Source organism: Brevibacillus sp. LEMMJ03 (genome assembly GCF_007197875.1).
Taxonomy (GTDB): Bacteria; Bacillota; Bacilli; order Brevibacillales; family Brevibacillaceae; genus Brevibacillus; species Brevibacillus thermoruber.
Genome location: NZ_VKJN01000001.1, coordinates 334,964 through 355,064, shown reverse-complemented (window position 1 = coordinate 355,064; position 20,101 = coordinate 334,964). Strand labels below are relative to the sequence as shown.

General features: G+C 59.5%; 20 protein-coding genes and 1 other annotated feature. Of the genes, 5 read left to right on the top strand and 15 right to left on the bottom strand.

All coding sequences use genetic code 11. The annotated features are described in order from the left end of the window. Positions 1-68: 68 nt before the first annotated feature. From FOI68_RS01715 to FOI68_RS01695, 5 genes are all read left to right on the top strand, one after another. On the top strand, positions 69-278 hold the full coding sequence (locus FOI68_RS01715; RefSeq protein ID WP_029099561.1) for a ferredoxin: 210 nt from the start codon (positions 69-71) through the stop codon (positions 276-278). A 133-nt stretch (positions 279-411) separates the two neighbouring features. Next, positions 412-909, top strand: a complete 498-nt coding sequence (locus FOI68_RS01710) for an inorganic diphosphatase (RefSeq protein ID WP_029099560.1) — start codon at positions 412-414, stop codon at positions 907-909. 313 nt (positions 910-1,222) lie between these two features. Next, positions 1,223-1,468, top strand: a binding site (T-box leader). A 73-nt stretch (positions 1,469-1,541) separates the two neighbouring features. After that, the gene (locus FOI68_RS01705; protein WP_143862144.1) at positions 1,542-2,696 is read left to right on the top strand and encodes a pyridoxal-phosphate-dependent aminotransferase family protein; all 1,155 of its coding nucleotides are present in this window, start codon (positions 1,542-1,544) and stop codon (positions 2,694-2,696) included. Next, positions 2,689-4,272, top strand: a complete 1,584-nt coding sequence (gene serA / locus FOI68_RS01700; RefSeq protein WP_044898924.1) for a phosphoglycerate dehydrogenase — start codon at positions 2,689-2,691, stop codon at positions 4,270-4,272. Before FOI68_RS01705 ends, serA begins: the two co-directional genes overlap by 8 nt. Positions 4,273-4,405: 133 nt before the next feature. Next, positions 4,406-5,689, top strand: coding sequence for an ArsB/NhaD family transporter (locus FOI68_RS01695; protein ID WP_143862143.1), 1,284 nt, complete (start codon positions 4,406-4,408; stop codon positions 5,687-5,689). Between the two features lie 112 nt (positions 5,690-5,801). Here FOI68_RS01695 and FOI68_RS01690 read toward each other — a convergent pair whose 3' ends face one another. The 15 genes from FOI68_RS01690 to FOI68_RS01620 all read right to left on the bottom strand — a co-directional run bounded on the left by FOI68_RS01690 (position 5,802) and on the right by FOI68_RS01620 (position 20,100). After that, on the bottom strand, positions 5,802-6,938 hold the full coding sequence (locus FOI68_RS01690; protein WP_143862142.1) for an HAD family hydrolase: 1,137 nt from the start codon (positions 6,936-6,938) through the stop codon (positions 5,802-5,804). A gap of 11 nt (positions 6,939-6,949) precedes the next feature. Further along, positions 6,950-8,731 carry an ATP-binding protein gene (locus tag FOI68_RS01685; protein WP_143862141.1) on the bottom strand — a complete coding sequence of 594 codons (1,782 nt, stop codon included), beginning with the start codon at positions 8,729-8,731 and terminating at the stop codon, positions 6,950-6,952. 1 nt (position 8,732) lies between these two features. Then, entirely contained in the window at positions 8,733-9,449 is a 717-nt protein-coding gene (locus tag FOI68_RS01680) for a response regulator transcription factor (RefSeq protein ID WP_029099554.1), read from the bottom strand. A gap of 96 nt (positions 9,450-9,545) precedes the next feature. Further along, a complete protein-coding gene (gene ccsA, locus FOI68_RS01675) occupies positions 9,546-10,775 on the bottom strand; it encodes a cytochrome c biogenesis protein CcsA (RefSeq protein ID WP_029099553.1) in 1,230 nt (409 codons plus the stop codon). A 25-nt stretch (positions 10,776-10,800) separates the two neighbouring features. Then, positions 10,801-12,456, bottom strand: a complete 1,656-nt coding sequence (gene resB / locus FOI68_RS01670; protein ID WP_035297857.1) for a cytochrome c biogenesis protein ResB — start codon at positions 12,454-12,456, stop codon at positions 10,801-10,803. A 12-nt stretch (positions 12,457-12,468) separates the two neighbouring features. Beyond that, positions 12,469-12,993 (bottom strand): thiol-disulfide oxidoreductase ResA, encoded by a 525-nt coding sequence (gene resA, locus FOI68_RS01665; protein WP_029099551.1) that lies wholly within the window; start codon positions 12,991-12,993, stop codon positions 12,469-12,471. A 122-nt stretch (positions 12,994-13,115) separates the two neighbouring features. Then, positions 13,116-13,865 carry a pseudouridine synthase gene (locus FOI68_RS01660; protein ID WP_029099550.1) on the bottom strand — a complete coding sequence of 250 codons (750 nt, stop codon included), beginning with the start codon at positions 13,863-13,865 and terminating at the stop codon, positions 13,116-13,118. A 104-nt stretch (positions 13,866-13,969) separates the two neighbouring features. Next, a complete protein-coding gene (locus tag FOI68_RS01655; protein WP_035297860.1) occupies positions 13,970-14,503 on the bottom strand; it encodes a spore maturation protein in 534 nt (177 codons plus the stop codon). 15 nt (positions 14,504-14,518) lie between these two features. After that, complete coding sequence (locus FOI68_RS01650) at positions 14,519-15,109, bottom strand: nucleoside recognition domain-containing protein (protein ID WP_029099548.1); 591 nt, start codon at positions 15,107-15,109, stop codon at positions 14,519-14,521. Then, positions 15,102-16,262, bottom strand: a complete 1,161-nt coding sequence (locus FOI68_RS01645; RefSeq protein WP_143862140.1) for a D-alanyl-D-alanine carboxypeptidase family protein — start codon at positions 16,260-16,262, stop codon at positions 15,102-15,104. Before FOI68_RS01645 ends, FOI68_RS01650 begins: the two co-directional genes overlap by 8 nt. 89 nt (positions 16,263-16,351) lie before the next feature. Further along, positions 16,352-16,936 (bottom strand): SMC-Scp complex subunit ScpB, encoded by a 585-nt coding sequence (scpB, locus tag FOI68_RS01640; RefSeq protein WP_029099546.1) that lies wholly within the window; start codon positions 16,934-16,936, stop codon positions 16,352-16,354. Next, complete coding sequence (locus tag FOI68_RS01635) at positions 16,926-17,693, bottom strand: segregation/condensation protein A (protein WP_143862139.1); 768 nt, start codon at positions 17,691-17,693, stop codon at positions 16,926-16,928. The genes scpB and FOI68_RS01635 overlap by 11 nt, the downstream gene beginning before the upstream one ends. 25 nt (positions 17,694-17,718) lie before the next feature. Next, on the bottom strand, positions 17,719-18,393 hold the full coding sequence (locus FOI68_RS01630; RefSeq protein ID WP_143862138.1) for a site-2 protease family protein: 675 nt from the start codon (positions 18,391-18,393) through the stop codon (positions 17,719-17,721). 132 nt (positions 18,394-18,525) lie between these two features. Then, complete coding sequence (locus tag FOI68_RS01625; RefSeq protein WP_044898933.1) at positions 18,526-19,263, bottom strand: alanyl-tRNA editing protein; 738 nt, start codon at positions 19,261-19,263, stop codon at positions 18,526-18,528. 402 nt (positions 19,264-19,665) lie between these two features. Beyond that, the gene (locus tag FOI68_RS01620) at positions 19,666-20,100 is read right to left on the bottom strand and encodes a peptidylprolyl isomerase (protein WP_029099542.1); all 435 of its coding nucleotides are present in this window, start codon (positions 20,098-20,100) and stop codon (positions 19,666-19,668) included. Between the last annotated feature and the right edge of the window lies 1 nt (position 20,101).

The window sequence follows — 20,101 nt, the reverse complement described above, 5'->3', positions numbered from 1 at the left end:
TTTTCATACAACGAATAAAATGAGTTATGACAGTGGACGTACCATCTGGTATGGGAGGTGAAACCACGATGACCACATGGGTAGACAAAGAAACCTGTATTGCTTGCGGTGCTTGTGGCGCAACTGCTCCGGACGTCTTCGATTACGACGACGAGGGCCTGGCTTTCAACAAGCTGGATGACAACACAAACACCGCCGAAATCCCGGACATCCTGCAGGACGACGTACGCGACGCCGCAGAAGGATGCCCGACCGATTCCATTAAAGTGGAAGAGTAATTTCCCACAAACAAAAAAACCGCTCATGCCTCTCGAGACATGGGGGGTTTTTTCATTTCTTTCTTTTGCTGCCGGTTCCTGCTATAATGTGGGCAGTCCGTACATATTTATCTTTTTATGAGGAGGAGCATTGATGTCTTTCGAAAACAAAGTCGTTGACGCGTTTATCGAAATTCCCGCGGGCAGCCAAAACAAATACGAGTATGACAAGGAAGCCGGCGTCTTCCGCCTGGACCGCGTCCTCTACTCTCCGATGCACTATCCGACCGAATACGGGTACCTGGACAAAACGCTGGCGCTGGACGGCGATCCGCTGGATATCCTCGTGCTCACCACGTTCCCGACCTTCCCGGGCTGCGTGATCAAGTCCCGCGTGATCGGCGTGCTGATCATGTCCGACGACAAGGGGCAGGACGAAAAACTGCTGGCCGTTCCGGTGGACGATCCGCGCTTCGACCACGTGAAATCCCTGGACGACGTGCCGCCCCATGTGCTGAAGGAAATCTCCCATTTCTTCGAGCGCTACAAAGACCTGGAGAACAAAACCACCAAGATCGAGGGCTGGGAAGGTCCCGAAAAGGCGGCAGCCCTGATCGACGAGTGCCTGGCCCGCTACGCCGCCAACAACTGATCGCGTTGGGCCGATCCACGATGAGCCCTGTGTCTCTTGCGGAGACGCAGGGCTTTTGCATACGTTCGGTTCCACCAGGAACATGCGGAAAAATCCGAACGATCCAGCTCCCAAATTCCCATTTTTTATGAAACCAATATAAGAACGTTCGGTTTTTACTCTAGAAGTAAGCTTTCCCCCAGTGAAAACGCTATTATTTCACGAACGATAAATTCGTTTTTACCAGTAATGTTCCTTTTTTGTGTTCTTTGTACTTGACGGCCGCATGCCCTCGTGATATTGTAAATAACAAATCTGAAACTGCTTGAATACTTCAACAACGATGACGAAGAGATGCCTTGGACGGGAAACCCTCAGAGAGCCGATGGTCGCTGCGAATCGGTGGTTCCCTCCAAGGATGAGCACTTCCGAGTTGTTGCGCTGAACCGATGTCCCGGGCATCCAGTAGGCGCGAACGGTTGATCCGTTATCTCTCAGGTCCCGTACCTGGCAAGGTTCTTCTTTGCGAAAAGAAGAACGAATGAGGGTGGCACCGCGAAGCAAGCCTCTCGTCCCTCACTGTTCCGCGAACAGGAGCAGTGTGGGAACGGGAGGTTTTTTGCATATGTACTTGTCAAGGAGGAGAGAAACACATGTTTGCCGACAAAATGATCCTGCGCATACCCGGCCCTACCCCCATCCCCCCTCGCGTCCAGCAGGCGATGAACCAGCCGATGATCGGCCATCGCAGCGGACAGTTTTCCGCGCTGTTCGCCCGCACCGCCGAGCGGCTGAAGCCGTACTTCGGCACGAGCCAGGACGTGTTCATCCTGGCCGGCAGCGGTACCAGCGCATTGGAGATGAGCGTGGTCAACACGCTGCAGCCGGGCGAAGAAGCGGCGATTCTGGTGAGCGGCGCGTTTGGCGAACGGTTCGCCAAAATCTGCGAGCGGTTCGGCGTGGTTGCCCACCGCCTGGAAGTTCCCTGGGGGAAGGCGGTCACTCCGGATCTGCTGCAGGCGTTTCTGGCTGACAAGCCGCATGTAAAAGCCGTCTTCGCCACCTACTGCGAAACGTCCACCGGCGTGCTCAACCCGATCCGCGAACTGGCACAGGTGGTGCGCCAGCATTCGGACGCGCTGTTCATCGTGGATGCGGTAAGCTGCCTGGGCGCGGTCACCTGCGAAATGGACGCCTGGGGCGTGGACATCGTCGTGACCGGTTCGCAAAAGGCGTTCATGCTGCCGACCGGATTGGCGTTCCTGGCCGCGAGCGAGCGGGCCTGGCAGGTGATTGACCAGAAAAAGCCGCTGGCCTTTTACCTCGACTTGAAGGCCTACCGCAAAAGCCTGGCCGAGAACACGACGCCGTACACGCCGGCCGTCTCGCTGGTGTTCGGCCTGGACGAAGTCTGCTCCATGCTGGAAGAAGAGGGACTGCCCGCCATCATCAAGCGGCATGAAGTGATGCGCGACATGACCCGCGCCGCGATGCGGGCGCTGAACGTGCCGCTGATGGCCGAGGACGCGTACGCTTCTCCGACCGTCACCTCGTGCGATCCCCAAGGGGCGTTCGACGCGGAGGAGCTGAGAAAAGTGCTCCGCACCCGCCACAACATCGTGATCGCCGGCGGCCAGCAGCACCTCAAGGGCAAGATTTTCCGCATCGGCCACATGGGCTACTGCGAACCGCTCGACGTGCTGCAGGTGATCGCCGCCATCGAACTGTCGCTTCGTCAAATTGGTGCTCCCGTGGAACTGGGGGCAGGTGTCAAAGCTGCACAGGAGGTGCTTCTTGCTCATGTATAAAATCCTGATTACCGACCCGCTGAGCGAACACGGCATTCAACAACTGCTCGACGCCCCCGACGTGGAAGTGGTGCGGCAACCCAACCTCTCTCCCACTGATCTGCTTTCCGTGATCGGGGACTACGACGCCCTGCTCGTCCGCAGCCAGACGCAGGTGACCGCCGAGGTGCTGGCCGCCGGCAAGAAACTGAAAGTGGTGGGACGCGCCGGCGTGGGCGTGGACAACATCGACATCAACGCCGCCACCGAAGCCGGGGTGGTCGTCATCAACGCTCCCGACGGCAACACGGTCTCCACGGCGGAGCACTCCTTCGCCATGCTGATGGCCGTCGCCCGAAACATCCCGCAGGCGCACAAAAAACTGACGGAGGGAACCTGGGACCGAAAAAGCTTTCAGGGTGTTGAGCTGAACAACAAGGTGCTGGGCATCATCGGCCTGGGCCGGATCGGAACGGAGGTGGCCAAGCGGGCCAAGGCGTTCGGCATGACCGTGCTGGCCTACGACCCGTTCCTGACGGAAGAACGCGCGCAAAAACTGGGCGTCACCCACGCCACCGTGGACGACATCTGCCGGCAGGCCGATTTCATCACCGTCCATACCCCGCTGACGAAGGAAACGCGCCATATCATCAGCTCCCGCGAGTTTGCCAAAATGAAGGACGGCGTTCGCATCATCAACTGCGCCCGCGGCGGCATTATTGACGAAAAGGCTTTGTACGAAGCCATCCTGACCGGCAAGGTGGCGGGAGCGGCCCTGGACGTGTTTGAAGTGGAACCGCCGGTGGACAACCCGCTGATCGGCCTGCCGCAGGTCGTCGTCACTCCCCACCTGGGCGCCTCCACCGTGGAAGCGCAGGAGAACGTGGCGGTCGACGTATCGGGCGAAATTCTCAAGGTGCTGCGCGGCGAACCGTTCAAAAACGCGGTCAACCTCCCGTCCATCCCGGCTCATGTCATGGAACGCCTGCAGCCGTACTTTACGCTTGGCGAAAAACTGGGGCACTTCCTGGCACAGGTGACGGTCGGCTCGATTCAGGAAATCGCCATCGCCTACAGCGGCGAACTGACCGATGTGGACACGGCACCGCTGACCCGGACCGTGCTGAAAGGCGTGCTCTCCTTCCGCCTGGGCGAAGAGGTGAACTACGTCAACGCTCCGCTCCTGGCCAAAGTGCGCGACATTACCGTCACGGAGAAAAAATCGGCGCACAATCGCGGATTTACCAACCTGCTGACGGTCACGCTGAAGACCACGCAGCAGACGCGTACGGTCGCCGGTACCCGCCTCAACGGCTACGGGGCGCGGATTGTCAAGATCGACGACTTTGCCATCGACGTGGCGCCGGAAGGGTATCTGCTGTACATCCACCACAACGACCGTCCCGGCGTCATCGGCCGCGTCGGATCGATTCTCGGCAGCAACGACGTCAACATCGCCACCATGCAGGTGGGGCGGCGCGACATGGGCGGCGACGCGATCATGATGCTCACCGTCGACAAGCCGGTCTCCGCCGAACTGCTGGACACCATGGGCGAACTGCCGGAAGTGAAAAGCGTGACGCAGATCGAACTGTAGGCGCGACCGCTCGCCGCCGGATCTCCTTTGCACGGCCTGGTCTCTTGCACCAGGCCGTTTCTTTACCTGATCAAACGGGTACAGGTATAATAGTACAAGACCAAGACCAGCCAAAACATGAGAGGAGATCGTTATGGCAAACCAGGCACTGCTCGCCATTGGCATTTTTTTGGTTACATACGCATTTATCATCAGCGAAAAGCTCCACCGCACCATTGTCGCCATGGCCGGTGGAATCCTCATGGTCCTGTTTGGCATTGTCAACCAGGAGCAGGCGATCGAGCACATCGACTTCAACACGCTCGGCCTCCTGATCGGGATGATGATTCTCGTCGCCGTCACGGCGAAGACGGGCGTCTTCAAGTACATGGCCATCCGCGCCGCCAAGGCGGCCAAGGGCAACCCCGTGCGCATCCTCGTCTATCTGAGTGTCATCACGGCCGTGACCTCCGCATTCCTGGACAACGTCACCACCGTGCTGCTGATCGTGCCGGTGACCTTCAGCATCGCCCGGCAGCTCCAGGTGAACCCGATGCCCTATTTGATCAGCGAGATTATCTCGTCCAACGCGGGCGGCACGGCCACGCTGATCGGGGATCCTCCCAACATCATGATTGGAAGCGCTGTCCCGGAACTGGACTTCATGGCCTTCCTGGTCAATCTGGCGCCCATTGTCGTGATCATCATGGTCGCCACGATTGGCTGTTTTGTGCTGCTGTACCGCAAGCAGCTCGTCGCGTCGCCGGAACTGCAGGCCCAGATCATGAACCTGAACGAACGCGACGAAATCACCGATGTCACGCTGCTGAAAAAGTCACTGGCCGTGCTGGCGCTGACGATTATCGGCTTCATGCTGCACAGCGTGCTTCATCTGGAAACGGCAACGATCGCCCTGAGCGGGGCGTTCCTGCTGCTTCTGCTCACCGGTGAGCACTACCTGGAAGACGCGATCAGCCAGGTGGAGTGGACCACCATCTTTTTCTTTGTCGGCCTGTTCGTCCTCGTCTCCGGTCTGGTTCACACCGGCGTGATCGCCAAACTGGCGGAGGAGGCCATACACCTGACCGGCGGCAATGCGCTGCACACCTCCCTGCTGATTCTCTGGCTGAGCGCGATCGCGTCCGCGTTTGTAGACAACATTCCGTTCGTCGCCACGATGATCCCGATGATAAAGGAAATGGGCGCACTGGGCATCACCAATCTGGAACCGCTGTGGTGGAGCCTGGCGCTGGGTGCATGCCTGGGCGGCAACGGCACGCTGATTGGCGCCAGCGCCAACGTGATCGTCGCCGGACTGGCCGAGAAAGAAGGGCATCACATCAGCTTCCTGGGATTTTTGAAAGTGGCGTTTCCGCTGATGATCATGTCCATCATCCTGTCGCATGTGTACGTTTATCTGCGGTATTTTGTCTTGTAGGAAAAAGGCTGCATGGGCAGGAAACAAAAACGGCTCCCGCGGGAGCCGTTTTTGTTTGGAGAGATCAGGCTTCACCTGTCCCCCTGCCGGGGCGGCGAAGCCTTTTGGTTTACTATTTGAGGATGGAGAGAATCTCGCGCACGTCGTTGAGAATGTAATCGGCCCGTTCTTCTTCAAACTTGCTGCGGGCCTCCTGTCCGGACAAGCCGGTCAGCGTTGCCGCAAAGCGACAGCCGATGGCGCGGGCGGCCAGCAGATCCGCCAGCGAATCGCCGACGATCAACACCTCGTCGCCGTTGGCAATCGGCAGCGGATGGCCAAGCACCTCGCGATTGGGCGTGGACAGCCCCAGCAGCCCTTTCAGGTAGGAAAACGGATGCGGCTTGGACAGCGGCGCACTGGCCGGGAACTCCTCTTCCGCTTCCAACACGTGGCTGGCGGTCACCACCCGTTCCGGATCAAACCATTCCAGCACCTGCAGTTCGCTGAGCGGAACGTGCGTCTCGATCGTGGGACGTCCCGTGCCAATGCCGAGCGTATACCCCTTCTCCTTCAACGTGCGAAACAGGCTGCGCAGTTCCTCCGGGCTGACGATCGGGATTTCGTCGGTCAAAAACCCCTTTTTCCCCGGCTGGTGCGTTTCGCGACCGATGGACGCGGCCACTCGTTCATCACCCAGGTACCATTCCTGGAACGTCTCCTGGCACAGCCGCCACAAGTCGCTGTTGCGCGAGAAGGCGTTTGTCACGACACCGCAGCGCTCAAACGCAATCTGGTTCAGATAGAGCAGCATTTCCGCCTTCTGCGCGGAGCCTCGGGCAAAATCCTTGGTAAACTTGGCGTATTCAACGGTAAAGTCAGGGACGTACGCCTTGACCCACTCCGACAGTCGGGCGAGCTGGGCGCGGTTCAACTGGCCGGCCAGCAAATCGGTGGCCTGCTGCCCCAGTGCCGGTTTCAGGGCTTCGCACAGCCGGATCACCTGGTAGGCGAAGGTCAGGTACACCATATCCCAGTTGGAATTGATGCCGCGCGACTTGATGAAGGTGAGCACGTCGTCGTCGGCAAAGACGAGCCGGCGGACGCGCCGGATCTCCGCTTCTTCCGGACAGGGCGTAAACGTGTCTCCCGCCAGGCCGAGATAGCGCGGGCTGTGCAGCATTTCCCAGACAGTCAGGGCGGAAGCGTCAAAATAGCGCTCTTCACTCAGCATGACGCCGTCGACGTCAAACAGTATCGTCTTGATCATTTTCTCCACTCCTATTTGTGCTTGGTTTTGTCAGGCAAGGCGATGGTAAAGGTCGTGCCTTCCCCCAGTTTGCTCTGCACGCTGATCGTTCCGCCGTGGGCTTCCACCAGGTTTTTGGCGATGGCCAATCCCAGTCCGGTGCCGCCCGCTTTGCCCCGCGTCCGCGCCTTGTCCGCCTTGTAAAAGCGCTCAAACACAAACGGCAGGTCTTCCTGCGGAATGCCGCTGCCCGTGTCGCTCACCTCCAGCAGGAGCGTCTTGTCTCCCCGGGCGCGAAGGGTCACCGTCCCCTTGTTGGGGGTGTGGCGCAGCGCGTTGTCGATCAGGTTGGTCAGCACCTGCTCCATCCGGTCGGGATCGACGAGCGCCGTCGTCTGCTCCGTGTCGATTTCGAGCAGCAGATGAATCTCGCGTTCCCTCGCCAGGTTGGTAAATTTCCGTTGAATGCGCTCCAGGTAGGGGCGAAGCTCGATTGGCTCCAGACTCAATTCGACATGGCCGGCTTCCATCCGGGCCAGGCTCAGGAGTTCGTTGACCAGCTTGGTCATGCGGACCGACTCGTCGTAAATGATCCGGGCCAATTCCTTGTGCTCCTCCGGGGAGGCGGCGATATCGTCCACGATCGCTTCGCTGTACCCCTGCAGCATGGACAGCGGCGTGCGCAGTTCGTGCGACACGTTGGCGACAAAGTCGTTGCGCATCTTGTCCAGCTTTCGCTCCCGGGTCATGTCGCGCAGCACGGCCACGGCCCCGCGAATCTGCTCCCGGTCGTTCAGCGGTACCATCACCAGCGACCAGATTCGGCCCTGGACGGGCAGATCCTCCGTCACCTCCTGGCCGGTCTGCACCACCTGCTGATAGAAGGCAAACAGCGGAACCGGTTCATCCGGGTGCTCGTACTTCCAGTCGCGCAGAAAGTGTTCGGCCGGCGGGTTGGCGACGACGATTTTCCCCTGCTCGTCGATCATCACCACGCCGTCCACCATGCTGCGCAGGACGCTGGCCAACTGCTCCTTTTCCTTGGAAAGGGCGTCCACCAGTTGGTTCAACCGACTGGCCATGGTGTTGAACGAAGCGGCCAGTTCGCCGATCTCGTCCGTCGTCCGGATCGGGATCTCGGCGTGAAAATCCCCTTCCGCGATCCGATGCGCTGTCTCTTTCATCTGGCGCAGCGGAAAGGTGATGCGCGACGACAGGAAAAAGGCGAAGACCGTCGTCAAGATGAACCCGATGACGCCGACGACGAAAATCAGCTTGCGCACTTCCCGCACCGTATCGTCGAAATCTTCAATCGCCTGGTACATGACGATCGAGCCCCGCATGCCTGGAGATAGCTCGATCGGAACGGCCACGGCCAAAATCTGCATCCGCGCGTTCCGGTCGTTGGGATTGTCGGTGAAGAGGATGCGCCCCGGCGCGGGGTGTTTGCCGGCCAAGGCCTCGGCCAGCTTCAGCTCCGGAGCCGCGAGAAGCTGCTCCACCGGGACCATCGGCTCCCCTCTGCCTTCGCTTTTGCCCACGAGCTTGCCCGTTTGATCGACCATCACCAGGCCGGTGCGGTGAATGACGCCGAAGCTGGAGGCGATGTCGAGCGCCGCCCGCTTGTCCGGGTAGGCGGCCAGGCTCTCGGACAGACCTTCCGCCAATTCCTGCAGGTTTTTCGTCTGCCGGTGAAAGTAAAAGGAGTCAAACGACTGGACCAGCATCAGACTGAACAGCGTCAGCACCAGGGCAAACAGCGCGATGATGGTCATCCACAGCTTGCCGACTACGCTCTTGAAAATGACGTCCACGTTACTTCGGCACCTCAAGCTTGTAGCCTACGCCCCAGACCGTGGCGATCATCTGCGCCGCGGCCGGCGAGACGCGGTTCAATTTTTCCCGAAGCCGCTTGATGTGCGTGTCCACGGTGCGCAGATCGCCGAAAAACTCGTAATGCCATACGTCTTTCAGGAGCTCCTCGCGGGTGAAGACCTTGTCCGGCGACAGCGCCAGGTAATGCAGCAGCTCGTATTCTTTGGGCGTCAGGCTCACTTCCTGCCCGCTGGCGATCACCTTGTGGGCGTCATGGTCAATCGTCAGATCGGGGAAAACGAGGACCGAATGGCTGTTGAACGTATCCGTCTTCAGGTACGCGGTAGCCGAAGAACGGCGCAGGATGGCCTTGACGCGGTAGACGACCTCACGCGGGCTGAACGGCTTGACGACGTAATCGTCCACGCCGGCCTCGAAGCCGTGAACGCGGTTGGTCTCTTCCCCTTTGGCTGTCAGCATGACGATCGGCGTCGCTTTGTGCTCGCGGATTTTTTGGCACACCTCGATACCGTCCATGCCAGGCAGCATCAAGTCGAGCAAAATGATGTCGTAGTCGGTCGCCAGCGCCATCTCCAACGCCTGTTCCCCGTTGTCCGCTTCGTCAATGACAAAAGCTTCTCGTTCCAGGTACATTTTCAACAGACGGCGAATGCGTTCCTCGTCATCCACCACTAGAATGCGTGCCGCTTTTTCCATACCATACACCTCTTGGGTCCATGTTATCAATCGAATGTGAATCAGATAGTCCAAAAAGCTGGCGGACAGACCAGCTTTTTGCGACGTATGCCTGCGCTACACCCCTGCGTAGGAATGCAGACCGGCGATCACCAGGTTGACCACCACCAGCGTGATCAGGATGATGACGAACCCGATGACGGACATCCAGGCCGATTTGGCGCCGATCCAGCCGCGCGACAGGCGCAGGTGGAGGTACGCGCTGTAAAACAGCCAGACGATCAGCGCCCACACTTCTTTGGGGTCCCAGCCCCAGAAGCGGCCCCATGCCTCTTCCGCCCAGATCATGGCGAAAATCAGCGCTCCCAGCGTAAACACGGGATAGCCGATGCTGATCGCGCGATAGCTGATTTCGTCCAGCAGTTCCGGATCGATGCCGTTCAGCGAAGGCTGCATGACCGCCCCCAGCCGTTTGCGGAAAACCAGCCGCAGGATACCGTACAGGACCAGACCGGAGATGACGGACCAGAGCATCGTATTCAGCTTCCGGGCCGCATCTTTGCCTTCCATCCAGGCGGGCGCCTCGAACAGCGGCGTCATCGGTCCCGCTTTGACAACCGTGGAGCCGTTCGGCGCGACGATGGCCGGCAGGGTGTACTCTACCTTCATTTTCTCCATCTGGCCCTGATTGTTCTCCTGCTCCTGGTTCAGCTCAAAGACGGTCTTGTGATCCAGGCGGGCAAACGTGGAGTCCATGCCGATGAAGCCGACCAGCATCAGCACCACGGCCAGGACAAATTCCAGCCAGCGGGTGCTCTTCGTCGCCCTGTCCTGCGGAACGGTCCGCACCAGGTACATCAGCCCGGCGGCAAAGCCGACCGCCAAAATGCCCTCGCCCAGCGCTGCCGTGGTCACGTGAATGTGCAGCCAGTAGCTCTGCAGCGCCGGGATCAGCGGCGTCACCTCTTTGGGGAAGACGTACGAGTACGCCAGCATGATGACCCCCAGCGGCAGCACGAACATGCCGATCACGGTCAGCTTGTAGATGCGGTAGATGATCAGGTAGGCCAGGATAATACAGTAGTCCAGAAACGCGATAAACTCAAACATGTTGCTGGTCGGGCTGTGGCCGCCGGCAATCCATCGCGTCACCACGTAGCCGGTTTGGGCGAGAAAGCCGATCACCGCCAGCCAGTAGGCGGTCCGGCCATACTTCAGTTCGTGCTGTTTCGGATCGCGTCCCGCCCAGTTCTTCCCCGTCATCGCGACGACGAACACAATCGACGAGAGCACGTACAGCACAAAGGCGATATCCAGTAGCCAATCACTCAGTTGGATGAGCTGCACGTCCAGTTACCCTCCTTGGAGCCGCTTACGCTTTCGATCTGTCTTCCAGCGCGATCGGCAGCTCCGTCTGTTCAATCAAAGTTTGCATCTCCCGGCGCAGCCCGTACCAGTTTTTGTTGGTGTGGCCAGCCAGGAGCAGCCGTCCCTCATGAAACTGCACCCATATCCGGCGGTGCTGCCAGAAGAAGCCCATCACCACGCCGATCATGAAGATGATCGCGCCGAAGTAGATCACGGGTACGGCCTTGTCGATGCGCACCATCAGTCCCGAGATGTCGATCAGGTCGGGCATCTTGATCTCCAGTGTGTAACGGGAGTCGGCTTTCTGCGTGATGATCGTGCCGCGCAGGTACACCATCTTCTCCCGCACGTTGTCTTTTTCCGAGATCACTTCCAGCGCGAACATCGGATTATTCGGCAGGTTGGTCTTCGTCGCCGGTTTGTTGTCCGGCCCCATGATAAAGTCGGGGAAGTACTCCAGTACGCGAACCTTGATCCCGTCGCCCACTTGCAGTTCCGGATTGGGCTCGTAGAGATCCAGCTTGATCGGCCCGACCGGTTTGCCACCGGCCTGCCTGTCGATCAGGACAAAATTGAGGGCGCCCAACTGCATCTCCTGCACGCCCGACTGGACCAAAGACAGGTCTTCATGGATCATGGGATGGTTCACCACGATCGGTCCCCGCTTCACCTCGACCAGTTCCGGCTTGGCACCGGGCAGATCGGCGTTTTTGTTCAGGTAGAGAATCGCGTCCGTCTGGAACTTTTTCGGAATCGCGCCCCCGTTCAGATCGAGCTTTTGCGGCATCTCTTCTTCCGACCAGTACTCGGTATGGTACGCCACGTTTTTTACGTAATACGGGGTATCCGGCACCGCCACCGTCTGCCCCTCGCGCACCCAGACGAACTGGTCCAGGTAAAAGCCGGGGATATTCCGCATCAGGACGCCAATCAGGAAAATAATCAGTCCAATGTGGTTGACGTAGGGCCCCCAGCGGCTGAAGCGCCCTTTTTCCGCCATCAGCGCGTCGCCGTCGCGGAAGATGCGGTAGCCTTTTTTCCGCAGGGCTTCGGCGGCCTTGTCGGCGACCGCACCCGGCTGCGTCTCGGCGGAAAGCTCCGCTTCGCCGTACAGCTTTTGCCCTTTCAGGAACGAGACATGCTGGTTGACGCGCGGTTTGTTCAGCGCCTTGTAGAGCGGGATCACCCTGTCCAGACTGCAGATGACCAGGGACGTGCCCAAGGCGACCAGCAGCGTGACAAACCACCACGACGAGTACATGTTGTGGAATCCCAACGCGTAGTAGATCTGCCCCAGCGTTCCGTAGGTCTCGCTGTAGAACCGGGCGACGTCCGCCTCCGTCGGCACCGGCACGGGGATGTACTGCTGCTGCGGAAAGATGGTACCGATGGCGGAGGCGATCAAGATAACGATGATGATGCCAATGGCGACCTTGACGGATGAGAAGGTGTTCCACACCCTGTCAATCAAGGTATTGGTATAGGTCTGGGATCGGCGGGCCATCCCTTCGTAACGCATGTCGGGAAAGGCGGCCTGTCCGACCTGTGCAGCCTCTCCGGTCTGTGCGGTCAGCTCCTGCTCCAGCGGCCTGCCGCACGATTCGCAGAGCAGCGTGCCGACCGGATTGGCATGTCCGCATTCACATTTTCGCTGATCCATGTTGCTCCTCTCTTACGGCAAGATTTTGGCCACTTTTTGGGCGATCATGTCCTCGTTCAACTGCCCGACGAAAATTTCCTTCACTTCTCCGTCCGGATCGATGAAAAACGTCGTCGGAATCGGTCCGATGCGATACAGCTTGGTGATTTGCGACTCGCGGTCCAGCAGGATCGGGAAGGTCACGCCAAACTGCTTCACAAACGGTTCCACGGTGATCGGCGATTCCCCGATGTTCACGCCCACAACCACCAGTCCCTTGTCTTTGTACGCTTCGTACTGCTTCTGCAGGGCGGGCATTTCCTGTTTACAGGGGCCGCACCACGTCCCCCAGAAGTTGAGCACGACGCCTTTTCCCCTCAAATCGGACAGGGTGATGGACGCGCCGTTTAGCTGTTCCAGGCTGAAATTGGGGGCGTCCCTGCCCACTTTCACGGCGTTGGGGTCCTTCACAAAGCTGGAATAGACGGCGAAGACCAGCGCCACCAGCAAAACGCCCAAAACAGCCACTCTGATGTATGTGCGATTGCTCTTGTCCATGAATGTCCAAACTCCCATCTGTGCCTGTTGCCGGCCTGTTTGCTTCCTTATTTTATTATAGCGTTCCTTGATTTTCCGCCAGCGCACAAGATATGAACAGATTTTGAACGTCTCGCGCCGGATCAGCGGCGGTGCGGCGGGATTTTGCGGTCCCGGGTCAGGCCCCGTTTCAACCGCTCCACTTCCGCCGTCGTCAGCGGCCGGTACTGTCCCGGCTCCAGTCCTTCCAGCGTGAGGAAGCCCAGCTTGACGCGCTCCAGGGTCAGCACCGGATGGCCGATCGCTTCACACATGCGGCGGACCTGGCGATTGCGCCCTTCGTGAATGGTCAGCTCCAGCAGCGCCCGATCCCCGGCGGCCGACGTCTTCAGCAGTCTTGCCCGCGCGGGAGCCGTCATGCCGTCCTCCAGCTTGATTCCGCGCGCCAGCCTGTCCACTTTTTCCGGGCTGGGCACTCCTCTCACCCAGGCGCGGTACACCTTGTCGATCTCGTACGAGGGGTGTGCCAGCATGTTGGCCAGTTCCCCGTCGTTTGTCATCAGCAGCAGGCCCGACGTGTCGTAGTCCAGCCGTCCCACCGGATAGACCCGTTCCTTTACTCCTTTCAGCAGATCGGTGACGACGCGCCGGCCCTGCGGATCGGAGACGCTGGTGATGACGCCGGTCGGCTTGTACAGCAGCAGGTAGACGTGCTGTTCCAGGCGAACCGGTCGGCCGTCCACGGCGATCCGGTCCGTGCCGGGATCGACCCGCGTTCCCAGTTCCCGCACCACTTTGCCGTTCACCTGCACCCGGCCCTGCACGATCAATTCTTCGCAGTGGCGGCGAGAGGCGACGCCGGCGTGTGCCAACACTTTTTGCAACCGTTCCATGGATGGTTCACCTCTACAACATCATACCCATTCTTACCAGTGTGGACAAGAAAAACGAAAAAACTTCCCTCGACCGGGAAGTTTTCCAGCCAGCCCATCACGGCTCAGCCAAAGACGTACGAAACGATCAGCAGCGAAAAGATCACGCCCGCCAGATCCGACCACAGCCCAACCCGCAGGGCGTACGCGGAATGGCGGATGCCTACCGCGCCGAAGTAGACGGTCAGCACGTACAGCGTCGTATCCGTGCTTCCCTGCATGGTGGCGGCCAGCCTGCCGATAAACGAATCGGGGCCGTACTGGGCGATGAGGTCGGTGGCCACCGCCAGCGACCCCGTGCCGGTGAGCGGGCGAAGCAGCGCGAGCGGGACGATCTCCTCCGGCACGTGCAGCACCGCGAGCAGCGGTTTCAGGACGGAGAGCAGCAGTTCCAGCGCTCCCGATTCACGGAACATCGTGACGGCCACCATCATCGCGATCAGATGGGGAAGGATGCGGATGGACGTGGTCAGCCCGCCTCTGGCTCCGTCGACAAACGTCTCGTACACGGGAATCCGCCTGTGCCAGCCGTACAGCAGCACGAACGCGATCGTGACCGGAATGGCCCACAGCGAGATCAGGGAAACCCATTGGTACATACCGGCTTCCCTCCTTTATTTCAGCCTGCGGGTGTGACGGTATCGGTACCAGCGATCCAGCAGCAGGGCGACAGCCGTGGCGCCGAACGACGCCAGCAGCGTCGTGCCCACGATTTCGACCGGATGGGCCGAACCGTACTGCATGCGAATCGCGATCATGGTCGTGGGAATCAGGGTAATGCTGGCCGTGTTGATCGCCAACAGCGTGCACATGGCCGGCGTGGCGTGCTGCTTGTCGGGATTCAGTTTTTGCAGTTCCTCCATCGCCTTCAGTCCCATCGGCGTGGCCGCGTTGCCCAGCCCGAGCAGATTGGCGCTCATGTTGGACAAAATGTAGGCCATGGCCGGATGTCCGTTCGGCACGTCGGGAAACAGCCGGTTGATGAGCGGCGCCAACAGCCGGGCGAGCACGTCCAGAAGCCCCGCTTTCTCGGCAATGCGCATCAAGCCCATCCAGAACGCCAGCACGCTTACCAGCCCGAACGCGACGGTCACCCCCGTTTTGGCTCCTTCAAACGCCGCCTGATTGACCGCATCCAGCCGTCCGTTGACGGCTGCCACCACGATGCTGATGACGATCAGGGCGAGCCAGATGACGTTAAGCACTCCACATCCCTCCCGCCATGATCTCCCAGACATGGTCCCAGAACGACCGCGTCCGCCCGGGCGTCGAAACCGGCGACGAATCCTGTACGGTGAGCGGCACCCGGCCGATCAACCGGTCACCGAGATACACCTGCAAAAACCCGACGTGACTGCCGACCATGCGCTTCGTCACGGACGGCTGAACCAGCTCCACCTGCGTGCGGAGCTGTTCGGCCTCGCCGTTTTGCAGCGGATAGGCGAACTCGTTGATCGTCACCAGGCGGAGGGACGGATCTTCTGCTGCAAAACTCGCCTGGACTGTTTGCCCCTTGGTAACGACCCTGCTCACGGCAAAGTGCTCAAACCCCCAGTCCAACAGCTTCATCGAGTCGTTCCAGTCATCCGGCGCATTGAGCGTAATCGCCGCCAACTGCCGACCGTCCCGCGTCGCGGAGGAAGCCAGACAGCGTTTGGCCAGCTTGGTGTAGCCGGTCTTCACTCCGTCCGCGCCGTTGTACAGATGTAGCAGCTTGTTTTTGTTCTGCAAGCGCCGGTCCCATTTTTCCCCTTCCCACGAGATGCTCTTCACCTTGGTCGAGACGATCTGGCGAAAGACGGGATTGTGCAGCGCGTAGGCGGAGAGCTTGGCCATATCCTCGGCGGTGGAATAGTGCATGTTGCTGTCGTCGAGACCGTGCGGATTGGTGAAGTTGGTGTGGGTCATGCCGATCAGCGCCGCCTTCTCATTCATCAGGTAGACGAATCCGGGCACCGATCCGCCGACGTGATGCGCCACGGCCACGGCGGCGTCGTTGCCGGAGCGGAGCATCAGCCCGTACAGCAATTCTTCGAGCGTCAGCTTTTCCCCCTGCTTGAGGTAGATCGAGGAGCCGTCCACCCCGACCGCCTCCTTTGGCACGGTCACGACGTCCTGAAGCCGGCCCGACTCGATCGCCACAATCGCCGTCATGGTTTTGGTCAGACTGGCGATCCGCATTTTTTTCGATCCGTTTTTGGCGTACAGGATGCGCCCGCTGGCCACATCGATCAGGGCGGCCGCTTCCGCGGAGACGTCGGGGGGGCCGTCTGCGGCCTCCACCTGCTGCTGCATGAAGAGCATCTGCAAAAAAAGAAAAACGACGAGTACGCCGGACAGTTTTTTCCGCACTTTCATAACGTCCTCCCCAACGATTGTAGTACCGGCAGTTTGTACCAGTATATGGGGACGAGTCGTTTGGTAGTACCGAAACTGTCCGCAGGCGACTAGTCGTTTGTCGTCTCTTCCGCTTTTCCGAACAGGGCTGACGCCTCCATCCGGGCTTCCTCGATGTTCAGGTTGACGGGCGGCTCGGGCAGATCGCTCAATTCCCGCAGCCCGAAATGTTCCAAAAACTCCTTGGTCGTGGCGTACAGGATCGGGCGCCCCACGCCTTCCGCCCGGCCCGCTTCGCGAATCAGCTGCTTGGAGAGCAGCGTGTTCAGCGCCTTTTCGCATTTGACGCCGCGAATCTCCTCGATTTCCGAGCGGGTGATGGGCTGCTTGTACGCGATGATCGCCAGCGTCTCCAACGCCGCCTGGGAAAGCGTGGACTGGCTGGGCGATGAAGCCAGCCGCTCAAAATAGGGTGCGTGCTCAGGCAGGGTGGTCAGTTGGTAGGCGCGGGCCACCTCCACGATCTGAATGCCGCGTCCCGCACGGCGAAAATCCGCTTTCATGTCCTCGATCAAATCGACGACCGTTTCTTCCGGCACTTCGATTATCTCGCTGATTTGCTTGGCGTCAATGCCCTCGTCGCCCGAGATGAACAGCAAGCCCTCGATGACGCCTTTCAGCTTGTCATAGTCCATCGCCTTGGGCTCCTTTCTCCGTATTCTCGCAGATCATGATGTCGTGAAACAGCTTGTGCTGCACGCAGGTAACGTGTTTGGCCTTCATCAGCTCCAGCAGGGCGAGAAACGTGGTGACGATCTCCGTGCGCGACGCCCCCGGCGAGAAAAGCTGGAAAAAGCGGATCATGCCGCCGCCCACCCGCAAAAGCTGCCGGATTTCCTGCATTCTGTCCTTGATGGAAATTTCGTCGCGCGACACCTTGGCAATCGGGTCCCTCTCCTTGACCCGCTTCACCAGCTTTTCCAGCGCGCTCAACAGGTCGTACAGGGTGACGTCCTTGATCGTCTGCTCCTCTTCGCGGACGTAGGGGGACAAGTCTTCCGCCGGACGCGTGAACACCTGGTTGCGCCCCGTCTCCATCTCGCGGAGCTGATCGGCCAACAGCTTGTACCGTTTGTACTCCAGCAGCCGCTGCACCAGTTCCTCGCGCGGGTCGGCCTCTTCCACGTCCATGTCCAAAAGCGGTTGAAACACGTGCTCTTCCTTTCGCGGCAGCAGCATCTTGCTTTTGATCGACAGCAGCGTGGCCGCCATCACGACGAACTCGCTGGCCACATCCAACTGAAGCTGCTGCATCGTGTCGATCGTCGCCAGATACTGCTCGGTAATCTCCGCGACCGGGATGTCGTAGATGTCCACCTCCGCCTTTTCGATCAGGTGCAGAAGCAGGTCGAGCGGGCCTTCAAAGGAATCTAGTTTGATGCTGTATGACACAAGTAACTCCCTCGTTTCCCACTGGCTAGAACAGCGATAAAATGGCGGTAGCCGCATCTACCACCCACGAGACGGTCATGCTCAGCGGCGCATTCAGAATCAGGCCCCGCAGAGCCGGCAGGAAGATCAGCAGCAGCAGGAGCCACGGTCCGTAAACCTCCAGCTTGTAAAAAAATCCGTCCCAGCGGCGCGGCGAAAGAAAGCGGACAATTTTGGAGCCGTCCAGGGGATGGATGGGCAGCAGGTTGAACACAAACAGCGCGCAGTTGATGAGCACGCAGTTGAACAGCGTTTCATGAATGGCGACGGCAGCCATTTCGTGCATGCTCGCCAGCACGTTCGACTTCACCACCCAGCCGTAGATCGTCATGAAGAAAACGGCCAGCACCAGGTTGATCAGCGGCCCGGCCGCCGACACGTAGACGATCCCCAGCCGTTTGTTGCCGCGGAACTGCAGCGGATTGATCGGCACGGGCTTGGCCCAGCCAAACGGTCCGAACAAAATCAAAATCAGCCCGAACGGATCGATGTGGGGAATCGGATTGAGCGTCAGGCGCCCTTCCCGCTTGGCCGTGTCATCCCCCAGCTTCCAGGCCACGTAGGCGTGCGCCCACTCGTGCAGCGTAAAGGCGATGACGAACGCGATCAAGCGAAACGGCACCGTCTCCCACTCAAAGTGAAACAGATTAGGAAAGTCCATTCCGTTCTCCTCCGAAAAAGTCGCTATCTTCTAGCATACCAGCAGACTCGGAGGGTTACAACCCCGAGTGCGGAGGAGAACGGGTCGCTCAGACAAGCAGCGCGCCTTTGGAGCGGGTGACCGGGAACGGGCTCATCCCCGCGCGTTTTCCATGTTGAGCGGGAGCACCCGCACTTCCAGCCGCTTGTTGTTCTTCCCTTTGCTTTTTACGTCCGTGATCTCCAACCGGCCGATCTCCCCGGTTCGTTTGACATGGGTGCCGCCGCACGCCTGCTCGTCTACGGAATCGATCGACACCAGCCGCACTTCCCTGATCGAGGGAGGCAGCAGGCTGACCACCGTTTTGATGATCCCGGGAATGCGCTCCGCCTCTTCCCTGCCGATGGTCCGGTACGAGATGGGATGATCGGCGGCGATCACGCGGTTGGTTTCCGCGACGATCTCATCCAGCTCCGCCGGCGTCAAGTCATGAAGCTGGTTAAAATCGATGCGGGCCCGCTCCGGGTAAATCTGGTTGCCGGTGCAGAGGGCGCCGTACTTCTCGTATACGACCGCAGCCAACACGTGCAGCGACGTGTGAAGACGCATCATTCCATACCGGCGCTGCCAGTCGATTCTGGCCGTGACCGGACCGGCCGCCAGTCCTTCCGGTTCCTTGACGTAATGGACGATCCGGCCGCCCTCCCGCTTCACCTGGTAGACGTCAAACAGCCGTCCGTCCTGTTCAAGCGTCCCGGTGTCGCATTCCTGTCCGCCGCCCGTCGGATAAAACACCGTCTGATCGAGGATCACCTTTTCTCCGGAAATCTCCACGATGCGAGCCGCGCATTCACAACGATAGCTGTCCTCCAAAAACAGTTCTGCTGTCACAAGACATCCCTCCGGATCCGTAGAAGTTAGTAAGCTAACTACGTTTGTGGAGCTGCAAAAAAACGGTTCATCATGCTGAACCGCTGCCCTGTCACGACCTGAGCCACTATCGGATGGCTGTGCCGCAAGTTGTCCGGTTTTTCCGCTCACGATATCGGTGTTTATTCACTACCTACGTTTTATCACAGGATCGAAAATGCTGTAAACCCAGAGAAACCCAGATGAACGAAGCGGCTCCTGCTCCCCCCCTCTCCGTTCTCCTGGCGCATGGGGACACGTCTGCCCTCTTGGCATGACAAAATCCCCTCCGGCAGACTGTCTTCGCCCCTGTCCTCACCTGGGCGTTTTCCCGCAGTCCACCGCGAGGGGATTCGATTGCGCAACGGATGTGTTCCCTTGCCGTTATTCGGCGAACACTTCCACTTTTTCCATTCTGTCGCCCTGCTTGATCGCATCCACGTGCTCCATGCCTTTCGTCACGCGGCCGAAAACGGTATGTACGCCGTCCAGGTGCGGGAAGGAGTCATAGCAGATGAAGAACTGGCTTCCGCCGGTATCCTTGCCCGCGTGCGCCATCGACAGGGAGCCGCGCAGATGCTTGTGCGGATTGCCTTCGGTCTCGCACTTGATGGTGTAGCCCGGTCCGCCGGTTCCCGTGCCGTACGGGCACCCGCCCTGCGCCACGAAGCCCGGGATGACGCGGTGGAACGTCAGGCCGTTGTAGAATCCGGAATTTGCCAATTTTTCAAAATTGGCCACCGTTCCCGGCGCTTCCTGATCGAACAGTTCCAGTTCGATCTGGTTGCCGTTTTCCATGGTGATCAGCGCTTTTTTCATT

What these genes read in the sequence shown, in the direction of transcription:
- FOI68_RS01695 (WP_143862143.1), top strand. Translation starts at nt 4,406, where the DNA reads ATGGCAAACCAGGCACTGCTCGCCATTGGCATTTTTTTGGTTACATAC.
- FOI68_RS01690 (WP_143862142.1), bottom strand. Translation starts at nt 6,938, where the DNA reads ATGATCAAGACGATACTGTTTGACGTCGACGGCGTCATGCTGAGTGAA.
- FOI68_RS01710 (WP_029099560.1), top strand. Translation starts at nt 412, where the DNA reads ATGTCTTTCGAAAACAAAGTCGTTGACGCGTTTATCGAAATTCCCGCG.
- resA (WP_029099551.1), bottom strand. Translation starts at nt 12,993, where the DNA reads ATGGACAAGAGCAATCGCACATACATCAGAGTGGCTGTTTTGGGCGTT.
- FOI68_RS01715 (WP_029099561.1), top strand. Translation starts at nt 69, where the DNA reads ATGACCACATGGGTAGACAAAGAAACCTGTATTGCTTGCGGTGCTTGT.
- FOI68_RS01705 (WP_143862144.1), top strand. Translation starts at nt 1,542, where the DNA reads ATGTTTGCCGACAAAATGATCCTGCGCATACCCGGCCCTACCCCCATC.
- scpB (WP_029099546.1), bottom strand. Translation starts at nt 16,936, where the DNA reads ATGGACTATGACAAGCTGAAAGGCGTCATCGAGGGCTTGCTGTTCATC.
- FOI68_RS01655 (WP_035297860.1), bottom strand. Translation starts at nt 14,503, where the DNA reads ATGTACCAATGGGTTTCCCTGATCTCGCTGTGGGCCATTCCGGTCACG.
- resB (WP_035297857.1), bottom strand. Translation starts at nt 12,456, where the DNA reads ATGGATCAGCGAAAATGTGAATGCGGACATGCCAATCCGGTCGGCACG.
- FOI68_RS01660 (WP_029099550.1), bottom strand. Translation starts at nt 13,865, where the DNA reads ATGGAACGGTTGCAAAAAGTGTTGGCACACGCCGGCGTCGCCTCTCGC.
- FOI68_RS01620 (WP_029099542.1), bottom strand. Translation starts at nt 20,100, where the DNA reads ATGAAAAAAGCGCTGATCACCATGGAAAACGGCAACCAGATCGAACTG.
- FOI68_RS01630 (WP_143862138.1), bottom strand. Translation starts at nt 18,393, where the DNA reads ATGGACTTTCCTAATCTGTTTCACTTTGAGTGGGAGACGGTGCCGTTT.
- serA (WP_044898924.1), top strand. Translation starts at nt 2,689, where the DNA reads ATGTATAAAATCCTGATTACCGACCCGCTGAGCGAACACGGCATTCAA.
- FOI68_RS01645 (WP_143862140.1), bottom strand. Translation starts at nt 16,262, where the DNA reads ATGAAAGTGCGGAAAAAACTGTCCGGCGTACTCGTCGTTTTTCTTTTT.
- FOI68_RS01680 (WP_029099554.1), bottom strand. Translation starts at nt 9,449, where the DNA reads ATGGAAAAAGCGGCACGCATTCTAGTGGTGGATGACGAGGAACGCATT.